General features: G+C 62.1%; 15 protein-coding genes. 5 read left to right on the plus strand and 10 right to left on the minus strand.

The features are described from left to right. Positions 1–96: 96 nt before the first annotated feature. The 3 genes from VL202_RS22295 to VL202_RS22305 are packed head-to-tail and all read right to left on the minus strand — an operon-like array spanning position 97 to position 2,906. Positions 97–858: an isocitrate lyase/phosphoenolpyruvate mutase family protein gene (locus VL202_RS22295; protein WP_325466249.1), complete on the minus strand. Its 762-nt coding sequence runs from the start codon at positions 856–858 to the stop codon at positions 97–99. Beyond that, positions 855–1,934, minus strand: coding sequence for a trifunctional transcriptional activator/DNA repair protein Ada/methylated-DNA--[protein]-cysteine S-methyltransferase (locus VL202_RS22300; RefSeq protein WP_325466250.1), 1,080 nt, complete (start codon positions 1,932–1,934; stop codon positions 855–857). Before VL202_RS22300 ends, VL202_RS22295 begins: the two co-directional genes overlap by 4 nt. A 57-nt stretch (positions 1,935–1,991) precedes the next feature. Then, positions 1,992–2,906, minus strand: coding sequence for an EamA family transporter (locus VL202_RS22305; RefSeq protein WP_325466251.1), 915 nt, complete (start codon positions 2,904–2,906; stop codon positions 1,992–1,994). A 211-nt stretch (positions 2,907–3,117) separates the two neighbouring features. Here VL202_RS22305 and VL202_RS22310 point away from each other — a divergent pair, with 211 nt between their 5' ends. Beyond that, on the plus strand, positions 3,118–3,825 hold the full coding sequence (locus tag VL202_RS22310) for a pyrimidine 5'-nucleotidase (RefSeq protein ID WP_325466252.1): 708 nt from the start codon (positions 3,118–3,120) through the stop codon (positions 3,823–3,825). A gap of 143 nt (positions 3,826–3,968) precedes the next feature. Continuing rightward, entirely contained in the window at positions 3,969–4,490 is a 522-nt protein-coding gene (locus VL202_RS22315; protein WP_325466253.1) for an EF-hand domain-containing protein, read from the plus strand. 215 nt (positions 4,491–4,705) lie between these two features. Here the strand turns inward: VL202_RS22315 and VL202_RS22320 are convergent, their stop codons facing one another. From VL202_RS22320 to VL202_RS22335, 4 genes are all read right to left on the minus strand, one after another. After that, on the minus strand, positions 4,706–6,094 hold the full coding sequence (locus tag VL202_RS22320) for a PepSY domain-containing protein (RefSeq protein WP_325466254.1): 1,389 nt from the start codon (positions 6,092–6,094) through the stop codon (positions 4,706–4,708). Positions 6,095–6,156: 62 nt separating this feature from the next. Next, entirely contained in the window at positions 6,157–6,558 is a 402-nt protein-coding gene (locus VL202_RS22325) for a hypothetical protein (protein ID WP_325466255.1), read from the minus strand. Positions 6,559–6,647: 89 nt separating this feature from the next. Further along, positions 6,648–7,082, minus strand: a complete 435-nt coding sequence (locus VL202_RS22330; RefSeq protein ID WP_325466256.1) for a pyridoxamine 5'-phosphate oxidase family protein — start codon at positions 7,080–7,082, stop codon at positions 6,648–6,650. Between the two features lie 90 nt (positions 7,083–7,172). After that, positions 7,173–8,072, minus strand: coding sequence for an LOG family protein (locus tag VL202_RS22335; RefSeq protein ID WP_325466257.1), 900 nt, complete (start codon positions 8,070–8,072; stop codon positions 7,173–7,175). A gap of 207 nt (positions 8,073–8,279) precedes the next feature. Here VL202_RS22335 and dapD point away from each other — a divergent pair, with 207 nt between their 5' ends. After that, complete coding sequence (gene dapD / locus VL202_RS22340; RefSeq protein WP_325466258.1) at positions 8,280–9,134, plus strand: 2,3,4,5-tetrahydropyridine-2,6-dicarboxylate N-succinyltransferase; 855 nt, start codon at positions 8,280–8,282, stop codon at positions 9,132–9,134. Between the two features lie 2 nt (positions 9,135–9,136). After that, positions 9,137–9,502 (plus strand): DUF805 domain-containing protein, encoded by a 366-nt coding sequence (locus tag VL202_RS22345; RefSeq protein ID WP_325466259.1) that lies wholly within the window; start codon positions 9,137–9,139, stop codon positions 9,500–9,502. A gap of 3 nt (positions 9,503–9,505) precedes the next feature. Here the strand turns inward: VL202_RS22345 and VL202_RS22350 are convergent, their stop codons facing one another. From VL202_RS22350 to VL202_RS22360, 3 genes are all read right to left on the minus strand, one after another. Further along, positions 9,506–10,657, minus strand: a complete 1,152-nt coding sequence (locus VL202_RS22350) for a GAF domain-containing sensor histidine kinase (protein ID WP_325466260.1) — start codon at positions 10,655–10,657, stop codon at positions 9,506–9,508. Positions 10,658–10,769: 112 nt separating this feature from the next. Beyond that, complete coding sequence (locus tag VL202_RS22355) at positions 10,770–11,816, minus strand: aldo/keto reductase (RefSeq protein WP_325466261.1); 1,047 nt, start codon at positions 11,814–11,816, stop codon at positions 10,770–10,772. A 122-nt stretch (positions 11,817–11,938) separates the two neighbouring features. After that, positions 11,939–12,847 carry an AraC family transcriptional regulator gene (locus VL202_RS22360; protein ID WP_325466262.1) on the minus strand — a complete coding sequence of 303 codons (909 nt, stop codon included), beginning with the start codon at positions 12,845–12,847 and terminating at the stop codon, positions 11,939–11,941. A gap of 192 nt (positions 12,848–13,039) precedes the next feature. Between VL202_RS22360 and VL202_RS22365 the strand changes: the two genes are divergently transcribed. After that, complete coding sequence (locus tag VL202_RS22365) at positions 13,040–13,768, plus strand: SDR family NAD(P)-dependent oxidoreductase (protein WP_325466263.1); 729 nt, start codon at positions 13,040–13,042, stop codon at positions 13,766–13,768. The last annotated feature ends 208 nt before the right edge of the window (positions 13,769–13,976 follow it).

Consider the following 13,976-nt stretch of genomic DNA (forward strand, 5'->3'; position numbering starts at 1 on the left):
CGAATTTCGAATTCAGGGCGAGTTCTTGAACGACCTTGTCCTTCAACACAAACTTATAGGTTTGCCTGAAGCTTTGGGCGATTTTCCCCAAGAACTTCATCGGTAAACAGCGTCCGCCTGTCCCTTCAGCCAGTCAATCATCGCCCGGTACGGCCCCGGTCCGTAACTGATGCGCGCGACGCCAAGTCCGGCCAACACCTTCGCGTCCATGCCCGCCCGCATCATCACGTTGACCGGCAGCGCCACCGCGTCGCAGACCTGTTTGATCAGATCGGGGTTCGACAGCCAGGGAACGAAGAAGCCGTCGGCGCCCGCTTCAGCATAGGCGGCGGCGCGCTCGATCGCCTCTTCGATCAAGGACGGATGGCGCGCATCGTCGGAGACCTTCAGGAACAGATCCGTGCGGGCATTGATGAAGAAGGGGATGCCCTTCTCGTCCGCCATGGCCCGAATAGCCTTGATGCGTGCCGCCTGCGCCTCGATCGTGTGCAACCCGCTGCCGCCGACCACCTGGTCTTCGAAATTGATACCGACGGCGCCGATATCGACGATCCGCGCAACGTTCAGCGCCGTTTCCTGGGCCTCGTCGGAATAGCCGCCCTCGAAATCGATCGACACCGGCAGGTCTGTGGCCGCCACGATGGCGCGGGAAATATCCACCAGTTGCTCAAGCGGAATTTTCTGGCCGTCGCCGTGACCATTGGCGGCCGCCACCGACCAACTGCCCGTCGCCAGCGCCCTGGCGCCCGATTCCGCGACCGCCTTCGCCGTACCGGCATCCCAGATATTGTAGAGCACCACCGGATCGCCCTTGCGATGCAGTGCCGTAAACGCCTTTGCCTTGTCGATCTGGTTCATCGTCTTTCCTCCGAAAACAATCCCGTTGGCCTCATCCTGCCTTCATGCCGCAAAAGCCACTGCTTGCGCCAGATGCCGCCGCCATATCCGGTCAGCGAGCCATCCGTACCAATGCAGCGATGACAGGGAATGACAATCGAAATCTGGTTGGCGCCATTGGCCTTGGCAACCGCCCGGACCGCCTTCATCGTATCCACGTCGCGGGCGATATCGCCATAGGATCGTGTCTCGCCCGGCGGAATATCCTGCAGTTTCGCCCAGACCTGCCGCTCAAACGCCGTTCCGTTCAGGGCCAGCGGCGTCTTGAAGGCGCCCGGCTTGCCGGCGAAATAATCCGAAAGCTCCGTCTCGATCTGCGCGATCGGTGGCGTCTTTCCGGGCGCCACGGACGAGCGCGTGTTCCGCTTCAGCTTCTCCATCTCGGCCGGCAGCCCCTTGCGGTCGTGAAACTCCAAAAGATGCAGGCGTGTCTCGTCGCCCACCGCAACCATCGGCCCGAGCGGCGTCTCCATCCAGTCGGCATAGAGCAGTGTCCGCCCCTGCGACATCGCCGGCGCGCCGCCGATCAGCCGCGCGAAGGCGGCGCGAAAGCCGCTTGGCGATTCATAACCGGCCTCGATCTGGGCATCGATGACGCGGCCGCCATCGGCCAGATGCCGTGCTGCCGCACCCAACCTTCGATGCCGGGCGAGATCGAGGAAGGTGATACCGAGATGACGCTTGAAGGCCCGCCGCACGGTGGACGGATCATGGCCGCGCCGGATCAGATCGGTCTCGCTCCAGCGCCGCTCCGGATCGGCGTCGAGGGCCTGCATCAGGCTATCGACGATCGCATCCTTACCGCCTGCGGTTTCCAACGGACGGCAGCGCAGGCAGGGCCGGAACCCCGCCTCCATGCAGGTGCCGATCGAATCGACGAAGATGGTGTTTTCGCGCCGAGGCTTTCGCGCCGGGCAGGACAGGCGGCAGAAAATGCCGGTGGTCTTCACACAGACGAAGGCCGAGCCTTCATAATCGGTGCTGCGCGCCAGAAGCGCGTCATAGAGGGTGTCTTCAGGGGGCAGATCAAACAGCATGATCCCTTCTACCACCGGAGCATTTCATACGCCGCCGAAAATCGGGCGTGTATTTTTTTAAAGCACCAGCAGCATCACCACGCCAAGCACGATCAGCAGGCAGCCGAGAACTTCCAGCTTGTTGATCCATTCGCGGAAGATGAACACAGCCGAGGCAAAGGTGAACAGCATTTCCACCTGCGCCACTACCTTGACGATCGCCGCCTGCTGCAGCGTCATCGCCATGAACCAGCCGAACGAGGCAGACGCGCCGGCGAACCCGACCAGCAGGCCCGGCCGCCACGCCTTGACCACCCGTTTCAACTCTTCCGGCTCGCGGATCAGGATCCAGGCCAGCATCGTCACGGTCTGCAGCAAAATGACGAAACCGAGCGTAAAGCTCGCCTGCATGACGAAATCGGGCTCAGGCAGGCTCGGGGCCAGCGCCAGCGAGGCGGACCGGTAGGAGACCGCCGACAGGCCGAAGAATGTGCCGGACAGAAGGCCGATTCCAGCTGTGCGGGTAAAAACCGACGTCACCAGCGACTTGACGCTGAGCGGCGTGCGCGCCACCGAAATGATCATCACGCCGACGACGGAAATCGCGATGGCAACCAGCGTCCCCCGGCTTGCCGCTTCCCCAAGAAAGACCAGCGCAAACAGCGCCGCCTGCGCCGGCTCGGTGCGGGAGTAGGCGGTTCCAACCGCAAAATTGCGGAAGGAAAACAGATGCACGAGCAGGAAGGTCGCGGCGATCTGCGACAGACCGCCGATCACGGCCCAGAGAAAGAAGTGCGCGTCCGGAACCGGCAGCGGCCGGTCGAACCCGCGCCAGAGGATCGCCAGATAGAGCAGCGCGAACGGCACGCCGTAACCGAAGCGCACGAAGGTCGCCCCAGTCGTGCCCATCACGCCCTTCAGGTGTTTTTGCATGGCGGAGCGGATGTTCTGCAGGAAGGCAGCCGCGATGGTGATGACGATCCAGGTTTGCATCCTCGGGAGCTAACATGCCCACAGAGCAGAATCCATCACCGTCCATCGTAAACCTTCCATTGTCGCCCTTGCGCAACAACACCGGCAGCCGCCAGGGGCGGGCTGTCAAAATAGCCGTTTCAGAGGAAATCACCTTTTGCCGCGAGCCCGGCCTGCTCATGCGCGCATATTTCCCATTTGCGTCCGCCGCGACCCGTGGCATAACCCGCCCATGACAAAGCTCGACCGCCTGCCGACCAAAGCCGATTTCGCAGATGTCACCGACTGGGTGTTCGATCTCGACAACACGCTCTATCCCCATCACGTCAATCTGTTCTCGCAGATCGACCGCAACATGACGGCGTATGTCGCGGCACTTTTGACGCTGGATCCGGTTTCGGCCAAGGCGCTGCAGAAGGAATATTACCGCGATCACGGCACCACGCTGCAGGGCCTGATGATCCATCACGGCATCGACCCCAACGATTTCCTCGAAAAGGCGCATGCCATCGACTACACCGTCGTGCCGGCCAATCCGGCGCTCGGCGAGATGATCAAGGCGCTGCCCGGCCGCAAGTTCATCTTCACCAATGGCAGCGTTCCGCATGCCGAGATGACCGCGCGCGCTTTGGGTATCCTCGAGCATTTCGACGATATTTTCGACATCGTCGCCGCCGATTACGTGCCCAAGCCCGCCGGCGATACCTATGACAAGTTCATGAGCCTGCACCGCGTCGATACGAAACACGCCGCGATGTTCGAGGACCTGCCGCGCAACCTGGTCGTGCCGAAAGCGTTGGGCATGAAGACCGTGCTGCTGGTGCCGCAGAATTTCGAATATGAGTTCGCCGAAGCCTGGGAAAAGACCAGCGAGGGCGATGCCGAGGTCGATTTCGTGACCGAGGATCTGACAGGCTTCCTCAGCAGGCTGGTCGCGTAAGGCGACGGCTACGTTCAGACACAATTCGGACGCATAGAAATCCCTTTTGTATCAAATAGTTGCATTACAAAAATGTAACTGGCGCGGGGAACAAACGCGTCTATCCTTTCGTTCAGGGACACCGATCACCGAAAGGATCAGACATGCGTAAGAACACTCTCATGCTCGGCCTCGTCGCCGCCAGCCTCGCGCTTACCGGCTTCGTCGCCCCGACATTTGCTGCCCGGCAGAAGCCGACACCGGAACAACGCGCCGAGTTCATGATCAAGCGCCTCGATACCAACGGCGACAAGAAGGTCTCGCTCGAAGAAGCCCAGGCCCGCGCCTCCGAAGCCTTCAAGACGTTCGATACCAATGGCGATGGCCAGGTTTCGCGCGACGAGATCAAGGCGAAGCGCCAGGCGTTCCGTGAAGCCCGCAAGGAAATGCGCGCCGCCAAGGACAAGACCGGCGCGGAAAAGACCGCCGCCATGGAAAAGCTGAAGGACATGCGCCCGGCCATGATGCCCGGCATGCGCCACAAGATGTTCAAGCGCGCCGACACCGACAGCAACGGCACGCTCAGCCTTGCCGAAGTCACCGAGCAGGCCGGCAAGATGTTCAAGCGCCGCGACAAAAACGGCGACGGCTTCATCGACGCATCGGATTTTACGAAGAAGATTTGATCTCTGTCCGGAGCGGCCGGCGAGGAAAGACAATAATTTCCCCGCAGGCGGCAGGGATGAAAAGTCCCCTCCCCACAAGGGGGGGCTTCACCCGCCGCCCGGATCGTCATCTGAAACGAAGGGCCGGTGGCTGGGTCTCTCCCCCTTGTGGGGGAGAGACCGGCAGGCCAGAGGGGCCTTTTCAAATGCGATAGCCTACCGCTAACAAAACCGCCTCACGCATCCGCTGCCGGTGGCGCGAAGCGGATGGCGCGGCGGAAGAGCGGATAAAGCCAGTCCAGCGCCAGCATCACGACAAGCGAGATGCCGACGAGCGGAAAGGCGATGCCGCCGAGCGCCAGCATTCCGATCAGGCCGCGAAACACCCGCCGGTCCGACGGCATCGGCGGCACGCCGAGCGAACCCTTCGGCCGCCTCTTCCACCACATGATGCCGGCGGAGACCGCCAGCAGGACGATGGCCAGGCAGACCGCCAGCAGCACCAGTTGGTTCGCCAGTCCGAATTCCTGGCCCATATGGACATTGATGCCCCATTCCAGCGCCTTGCCAAGCGGACCGTAATCCGCATAGCTCATGTCGATCAGCGGCTTGCCGGTATATTGGTCGAGATGCACCACCCGCTGCTGCGAGACGTCGTCGGGATAGACCGAGCCCGTATAGACACCATCGGCCGTCGCCGGGATCGTCACCGAATAACCCCGCAAGAGACCCAGCCGTTCGATGATTGCGACCGCCGCGTCGAGGCCGATCGCCTCCGTGCCATCCTTGGCCGGTGATTGCGGCACCTGCGCCTGTTCCAGCGACCAGGAGGTCTTGGCGAAGTGGTTGAGATGTTCGCTCGACATCGGCACGCCGACATAGACGCCGGCCGGATAGCCGAAATTGTTGCCGTTCGCCCATTCGTTGACCTTTTCGCCCCAGACACCGGACCAGGGCATGCCGGTCACGGCGAGGAAGACGATGAAGAAGCTGACGAAGATGCCGCTCACCGCATGCGTATCACGCCAGAACACCCGGCGCTTCGGCGTGCCCCGGATGCTCATCACGCCGCCGGTGTGATTGCGCGGCCACCACAGATAGATGCCGGTGGCGACCAGCAGGATCGACCAACCGGCGGCGATCTCGATCAAGGCCCGCGCGAACGAGCCGAAATATTTCAGGCTGTGAAGGGTGCGGATCGTCCACATGATCGTGCCGCGATCCGGCAACGAGCCCAGAACCTTGCCATCATAGGGGTTCACATAGACGGCCAGTTTGCCGGACGTTGGCGTGCTGACGGTGATCTCGGCGGATGTCCGGGGTGTCGGCGGATCGGTATATTTGGCGGCGGTGCCGGGATAGGCGGCGAGTGCGGCAGAAACCATCGCCGACGGGGCTACGCGCGCGGTGTCGTCCCGCATTTCGACACGTTTCAGGTCGGCATGGACGACCGCGTCGATCTCGTCGCGAAACAGATAGAGCGCGCCGGTCAGCGCCAGCGAGATGAGGAAGGGCAGGACGAGCAGGCCTGCATAGAAATGCCAGCGCCAGACGGCGCGGTAGAGGTCGGACGAGGAACGCACTGGGACGTCGGCGTTCGCGCGGCCGATCGTGAAATCGGACATGGGATTCTCCGGATGAGCGAAAGAGACGGCCGCCGCACAAGCGGCGGCCGGGTTTCAGGGCGTCATGCGGAGAGGGATGGAGGGGCTCTTGCCTCGGTAAAGATGTCGCGCGCAATGGCGCCGGGCAGGATCTGCGGTGTCAGGTACGGCCTGTCGGCCTCGCGGGCGGCAGAAACGATGCCGACGACCTGGCCTGGCAGGAAGGGTGTCGAGCCGGTCGCCAACTGGCAAAGCGTCGCGCAGAGATCGTGTGCAGTCTGAACCGGATCGCCGGGCGCCTGCTTTTGCGCGCCATCGGTCTCATGGGCGATGCAGAGGATATTGAACGGATCGACGGCGGCGCTCGCCATCGTTCCCTGCGCAACACCGCCGACCAGTCCCTGCGCCAGCAACAGGAAGCCTACCAGCGCCGCGAGGGCGCCAGCGGAAACTCTGTCTCTGAGAATAAGTCGCAGGGTTTTCATTCCGGCTCATTGGCACAGGACAGGCCGCCTGTCACTGCGACACAAAGCCAATGGCTTTTTCGGAAAGGGTGGTTGCGGCCCTTACCCGGTCAATGACGCTTGCCGGACGGCAGCTTGACCTCGCCTTCGTCCTCGCCATCCCAGTAATGCGCCCGCACGGCGCTGACCTTGATCATCACCATGCCCTTGGTGTCGATGCCGTCCTTGAACCAGTCGTCGAGATCCGGCGTCCAGTGCTCCTTGAAGGCCGCCTTGTCCTTGATCACATCGGCCTCACCTTCGACGACGACCGAAAAGGCCTTCTTGCCCTGGAAGGATAGGCCCACCTTGGAATTCTTCCTGATGTCATCGACCATGCGCGACTTTTCCCAGGTGAAATAATAGGAATCGCCGTCATACTCGACTTCGCCATTGTTGCTCATGGGCCGCGCCGCGATCGCGCCGCCATCGGTATGGGTCGACAGCATGGCGATGTCGATATCGCGCATCTTTTTGGCGACTTCAGAAAGGCTCTTCTGCGGCATGATGTTCTCCCTTGTTCTCGAATGAACAGGAGAACGCGCCCGAAGCCGTTTGGTTCGGGCGCGGTTCAGCAATCGAGCGGCAACCTGTTCTTACCTTTGGCCCGATGCCATCGGCACCGACGCCGGGTCGACAGTCTCGTAGAATTTCGAGATGATCTCCCAGGCCTCCTCGGCCGTTTCGACGAACTGGATCAGGTCGACATCATTGGGCGCGATCGTGCCGAACTCGGCAAGCGCATCGAAATTCACCACCGTGCGCCAGAATTTCTCGCCGAACAGGATCAGCGGCACCAGCGCCATGCGGCCGGTCTGCATCAGCGTGATCGTCTCGAACAGTTCGTCGAGCGTGCCGAACCCGCCCGGAAAGACCGTCACGGCCTTGGCGCGGACGAGGAAATGCATCTTGCGGATGGCGAAATAGTGGAAATTGAAGGACAGCTCCGGCGTCACGAAGCGGTTCGGCGCCTGCTCGTGCGGCAAAACGATGTTGAGCCCGATCGACGGCGCGCCAACGTCGTCCGCGCCGCGGTTTCCCGCTTCCATCACACCCGGCCCGCCGCCTGTGGTGACCACATATTCCTTGTATCCGGACTGGGCCGAATGCAGCGAGCAGAGCTTGGCGAACTTGCGGGCCTCTTCATAATAGATCGAGGCCGCCGTCAGGTTCTTGCGCTGGATGTCGTTCTTCGCCGCCCAGGCGTCACCGCCCGGCTCGGGAATGCGCGCGCCGCCGAACATCACCACCGTCGACTGGATGCCGCGTTCGGCCAGCATCATTTCCGTCTTCAGCAGTTCAAGCTGCAGCCGCACCGGGCGCAGTTCCTCGCGGGCCAGGAAGTCGTCGTCGGCATAGGCAAGCCGGTAGGCGGGAGACATCGATTGCGGCGTCTGCGGCACGCCGGCTGCCCGGTGTTTTGCCTGCTCGCTATCGACCAGCGGGTCCCAGACCCCGTCCTTGCGCCGCAGATTGCGTTTCTTCATTCTTGCCATGTCACACTTTCCTGCCGCAAACCGGCAGCAATTCATCGCTGCCGGATGCTCCTTCGAATGCATCGGGCGCTACGGATCAAATCAGCCCGCAGCCATTCCGTGCCATAGACCTTCATCCGCCGCCGACCGCAACCGAAAACCACTTCAATTTTTCGGGATCATGCTCTAGAGCAGGTTACGATATCCGCCGAAGTTTAAGGAATTCCGATGACCCATGATCTCGCCGCCCTGTCGAAGACCATCGACGCCGCTTTCGACAATCGCGACACCGTGACCCTTTCGACCAAAGGCGAGATTCGCGATGCGGTGGAAGCTGCGCTGAACCTGCTCGACGCCGGTAAGGTGCGCGTTGCCGAAAAGGGAGCCGACGGCAACTGGACGGTCAACCAGTGGCTGAAGAAGGCCGTGCTCCTGTCGTTCCGCCTGAACGACATGGAAGTCGTCAAGGGTGGTCCGGGCCAGTCGACCTGGTGGGACAAGGTGCCGTCGAAGTTCGAAGGCTGGGGTGAAAGCCAGTTCCGCGACGCCGGCTTCCGCGCCGTGCCGAACGCCGTCGTGCGCCGCTCCGCCTATATCGCACCGAATGCCATCCTGATGCCGTCCTTCGTCAATCTCGGCGCCTATGTCGGCGAAGGCACGATGGTCGACACCTGGGCCACGGTCGGCTCCTGCGCCCAGATCGGCAAGCATGTTCACCTGTCCGGCGGCGTCGGCATCGGCGGCGTGCTGGAACCGATGCAGGCCGGCCCGACGATCATCGAGGACAATTGCTTCATCGGCGCCCGTTCGGAGGTGGTCGAGGGCTGCATCGTGCGCGAAGGCTCGGTACTGGGCATGGGCGTGTTCATCGGCAAGTCGACCAAGATCGTCGATCGCGCCACCGGCGAAGTCACCTATGGCGAAGTTCCGCCCTATTCGGTCGTCGTCGCCGGCTCGATGGGCTCGGGCGCGGTCATGCCGAACGGCGTCGTCGCCCCGAACCTCTACTGCGCCGTCATCGTCAAGCGCGTCGATGAAAAGACCCGCTCCAAGACCGGCATCAACGAACTGCTGCGAGACTGATCATGGTGACGGAGGGGCGGCAGACCATGACCTGGCTGTTCTTCAGCCCCTCCGGCCGCATTACCCGCCTGCCCTATTTCCTCGGCTGGCTGTTCTGGATCGCCATCGGCGGTTTCATTCTCGCCCGCATGATGGCGACGCAGGACCAGGATATTCTCCTGGCGCTCTGGACACTTGCCCTGGTCGTCACCGGTCTCGTCTCCACGGTGTCGTTCGTCATGCTGACCATCAAGCGTCTCCGTGACGTCGGCTATCCCGGCATATACGCCATCTGCCTGTTCATCCCTGTGCTCAGTCTCGTGATGTTCGTCGTGCTTTGCGTGTGGCCCGGTATTGCCGACGAGACGCCCATCGGCCGCAGGCCGTGACCGTCACTGCAGCGGCATCGAAAAGGTAAAGCATGTTTCGTCGGGCGACGACGTTACCCGCAATTTGCCCTTGTGCGACCGCGCGATTTCCGAGGCGATATAAAGCCCGAGCCCCAGTCCCGGCGCATTGGCCGTATCGGATGCGCGCACGAAAGGCTTGAACAGGTCCTTCACGACAGCATCGTCGATCGGCTCGCCGCCATTGGAGACGGACAATTCGAACCGGTCCCTGACGGCGGCGGACCGAACCTTGATCGGGCTTCCGGAATTGCCATGCGTCAGCGCATTCGCCAGCAGGTTGGACAAAAGCTGTCCGATACGCTCCTGGTCGCAGCGCACGGGCGTATCCGTCAGATGGGTCTCGATTACCCGATCGGGGTTGGCGATCCGCAATTCGGCGATCACCTGCTCGAGCACCGGTCGCAGCGGTACAGCATCCGCCTGCTCGATCGGAATCCCGCCGCCCAGCCGTCCGCGGGCGAAATCCAGCACGTTGTCGATCAGGCCGGACATGCGCGATATGCTGTTCTGCATCAGGCCCAGCACAGACTTGCCGCGCTCGTCGGTCATCGTCCGCAGCAGCATCCGTGTTCCCGCATCGAGCGAGGCCAGCGGGTTGCGCAGGTCATGGCCAAGCACGGCAATGAACTGCTCGCGCAATTCGCTGCCCTGTCGCTCATGCTCGATCCGCTCATGGGCATCGAGATGAAAGGCGATGAGCTTGGCGAACAACGTGAACATGCCGGCGATCTCCGGCGTGTTCAGCGTGCGCGGCACGGTGTCGATGGCGCAGAGCGTGCCGAAGAAGGAGCCGTCGTCGAGCAGGATCGGCACGGAGATATAGCTCTGCAGTCCATAGATTTGGGGCGTGTGATGTGCGGCGTATCGCGGATCCTCGGCGACATTGTCGATGATGACGGGTTGCCGATGATCGCGGATCTCGTTGCAGATCGTTGTTTCGACCTTCAACTCGCCGCCGGGCGCCAGGTCGAAGGCGAGATTGTCCTGAACGCCACAGGCGATCCACTGGTCCACCGTCACACGCGCAACGGCGGCAAAGCGCATGCCCGTCACCTTGCAGACGACATCGAGGATCGTCGGTACGGCACTGATCCGTGCAATCACGTCAACGGCGGCAAGAGGGTTGTCGTTCAATACTTTACTTTCAGTTGAAGAATACGGGAGCAGACCATCCCTTGTCGGTCCAATGCGGCCAACATGCAAGCCTGCTCCCTTCATCGACGTGGAAAGAACACCGATTGCGGCACTATGCCTTGGGTTCGAACGGCTTCGGTCGGCGCGCTGCCCCCTGACGCTCGAGCATCCAGCCGGGATATTCCGGCGGCAGGGCGCTGACGGCGTCAAGCTTCTCCAGATCCTCCGCATCCAGCTTCAGATGGACCGCCCTCAGGTTCTCCTCCAACTGTTCGACCCTCTTCGCGCCGACGATGACGCTGGTGACGAACGGCTTGGCGAGGATGAAGGCAAGCGCCACCTCGGCGACACTGGCGTCGTGTTTGGCGGCGACCTCACGCATGGCGGCGACGCAATCCCAGGCCCGATCGGTATTGACCGGCGGGAAGTCGAAATTTGCCCGGCGACCTGCGCCATTGCCCGGAGCGCCGGGACCGTACTTGCCCGACAAGAGACCGCCGGCAAGCGGCGACCAGACCATCAGGCCCATCTTCTCCTCGGTCAGAAGCGGCACGATCTCGCGCTCGAGGTCACGGCCGGCGATCGAGTAGTAAGCCTGCAGGCTGTCGAACTGGGCAAAACCCTTGCGCTCGGAAATACCCAGCGCCTTGGCGATCCGCCAAGCCTGCCAGTTGGACACGCCGATATAGCGCACCAGCCCGCCGGAGACGAGATCGTCCAGCGCCCGCAAGGTCTCGTCGATCGGCGTGACGGGATCGGTCGCGTGGATCTGATAGAGATCGATATGATCCATCTGCAGGCGGTCGAGACTGGCCTCGACGGAATCCATGATGTGCCCGCGCGAGGCGCCGCGGTCGTTCGGACCATCGCCCATCTGGCCGTAAACCTTGGTGGCGATCACGACATCCTTGCGGTCGACGCCGAGATTGACCAGCGACTGGCCGAGCAATTCCTCGGAAATGCCGTTGGAATAGACATCCGCCGTATCGATGAAATTGACGCCGGCATCGAGCGAACGCTTGACGATCCGGTCGGCGGCGTCCTGGTCGACGTCGGCGATCGAACCCCACATTCCCTCGTTTGCCGGCCCGAAGGTCATGGTCCCGAGGCAGATTTCGGAAACGAACAGGCCGGTCTTGCCAAGCTGATTGTAACGCATGGTGTGCTCCATTTATCCATGGTGGGAAAGCCCGATGCGGGCTGGGATGGTTGCTTCGTGACATAGGGCGCAAACACTGTCTCGCCAGCGCCCGGAAGTAATCTGAAACGTGACGGGTCGCGTTATTCGGCCGCGACCTGCATGCGCAGCGCCGCGATGTCGCGCAGCGGGGACAGGCCATAGAGCCTTGTATATTCCAGCCCGAATTGCGACGGACTCTGGTAGCCGACCGTGTGTCCGGCGTTGCCCGCATCCATGTTTTCCACCAGCATCAGCCGGCGGGCTTCGTTGAGCCTGAGCTGTTTCTGATATTGCATCGGCGTCATCGCCGTGACGGCCTTGAAATGGTGGTGCAGGGACGAAACACTCATGCCGATATGGTCCGCGAGGTCTTCGATGCGAAGCGGCCTTGTATAATTGTCGCGCAGCCACGCGATCGCCTTTGCGATGCGGTTGCCGGGACTGTCGGCCGTAGCGATCTGGATCAGGCGCGACGCATGGACACCGGTCAGCAATCGGTAGAGAATTTCCTGTTCGATCAGCGGCGCAACACCCGGAATGTCGTCTGGAGTATCAAGGAGCTGGATATATCGCAGCGTCGCGTCGACAAGCGACGGCGGCGCCTTGGTCACGGCCAGTCCGCGGGTCCCGCCGGCCGTCGCAGCAACCGCCGGCACGGCGATCCGCTGCAGCACTTCGCGGACCCTGTCGGGGTCGATCACCATGGCCACGCCGAGATGCGGCTTTTCGGGGCTGGCGGTGATCGTCTTGGAGCTGACGGGAAGGTCGACGGAAACGACAAGGCAGTCTCCAGCGCCGTAATTGTAGATTTCCTGCCCGAGTTTGAGGCTTTTCTCACCGCCGACGACCAACGCGAAAACCGGGCGATAGGCCGAATGGGTCATGACTGTCGGCGCGGTCTGGCGTCCGATGAACAGGTTGTCGATGATCGTCTGCTGCGATCCTTCGCCCACGACGTGGCGCGAAATGATGTCGGCGATTTTCGCAAGATTGTCGGTTTGTGTCTGCATGTTTCCGTCCAGGGTCGCTGTGTGTGCGATTGAACACAAGCTAGTACCGAACGCCGCAGGGTGAAAACCCCCTATCCCCACATTTGCAGGATCACATATAAATCTCGCAGGATCGCTGTAACGCATGAGCCCTTGTCTGCCGCATGCTTGGGATATCGGACAAACGAAGTCCGAAGAATCAAGGATAATCCCATGACAAGATTGACCGGAAAGATCGCCGTCGTCAGCGGCGCTGCCAATGGACCGACGGCGCGCATCGCTGCCCGGCTTGCCGCCGAAGGTGCTGCCGTCGTGCTCAACGATGCCGCCGACAGCGAAGGTGCTGTCCGTGTCGCCGCCGGCATCGTCCGGCGCGGGGGCCGCGCCATCGCCGTTCAGGGCGACGTGTCGAAGGCGCAGGATGTCCGGCGCGTTTTCCGCGCGGCCGTGGAAATTTTCGGCCGACCCGATATCGTCGTCAACAATGCCGGCATTTTCCGGGTCGAGCCGATCGAAGTGCCTGACGATGCCGACCGCGCCTTCGCGGTCAACGTCTTCGGCACGTTCCTGATGTGCCAGGAAGCCGCCCGGCAGTTCGACGGACGCGGCGGCATCATCATCAACATGAGTTCGGCGGAAAACAGCGGCGCCATGCCGGACGATGACACGCAGTCAACCATCAAGGGCGCGATCGACATGCTGACGCTCGGCCTTGCGAGCGATTTCGCCTCGCGCGGCATCCGCGTCGTGTCGATCGATCCGGCAAGCTTCGACACACTGGACCTCTCCGATGACGAGCGCCCCGGACGGTCCGCACGGCATCTTTCCGGCCTGCTGCATCACCGCGCCAGATTGTCTTGCAGCCGCGCTCTCCCTGGCACCGGCGATGTCGCCTTCATCCGCAACGAACTGGTCGCATCGACCGGCTGGCGCGGCTGGTAGGGGGGTGAAGTCTAACCGCACCGGCGGTGACTTCGAAAAACTTCATCCCCGTCCATCCCCGCCCTCAAAACCCGTGCCAGCATCCCGTTCCACCAATGGATACGCTGCCAGGCGTGGCAGTGAGGCGGTGCCGGATAGAGGATAGACGTAAGCCCTTGTCCGGTGGATGGTCAGAAAATGGAAATGTCCCTTCCCCACAAGGGGGAGG

Source organism: Pararhizobium sp., from assembly GCF_035497515.1.
Taxonomy (GTDB): Bacteria; Pseudomonadota; Alphaproteobacteria; order Rhizobiales; family Rhizobiaceae; genus Pararhizobium.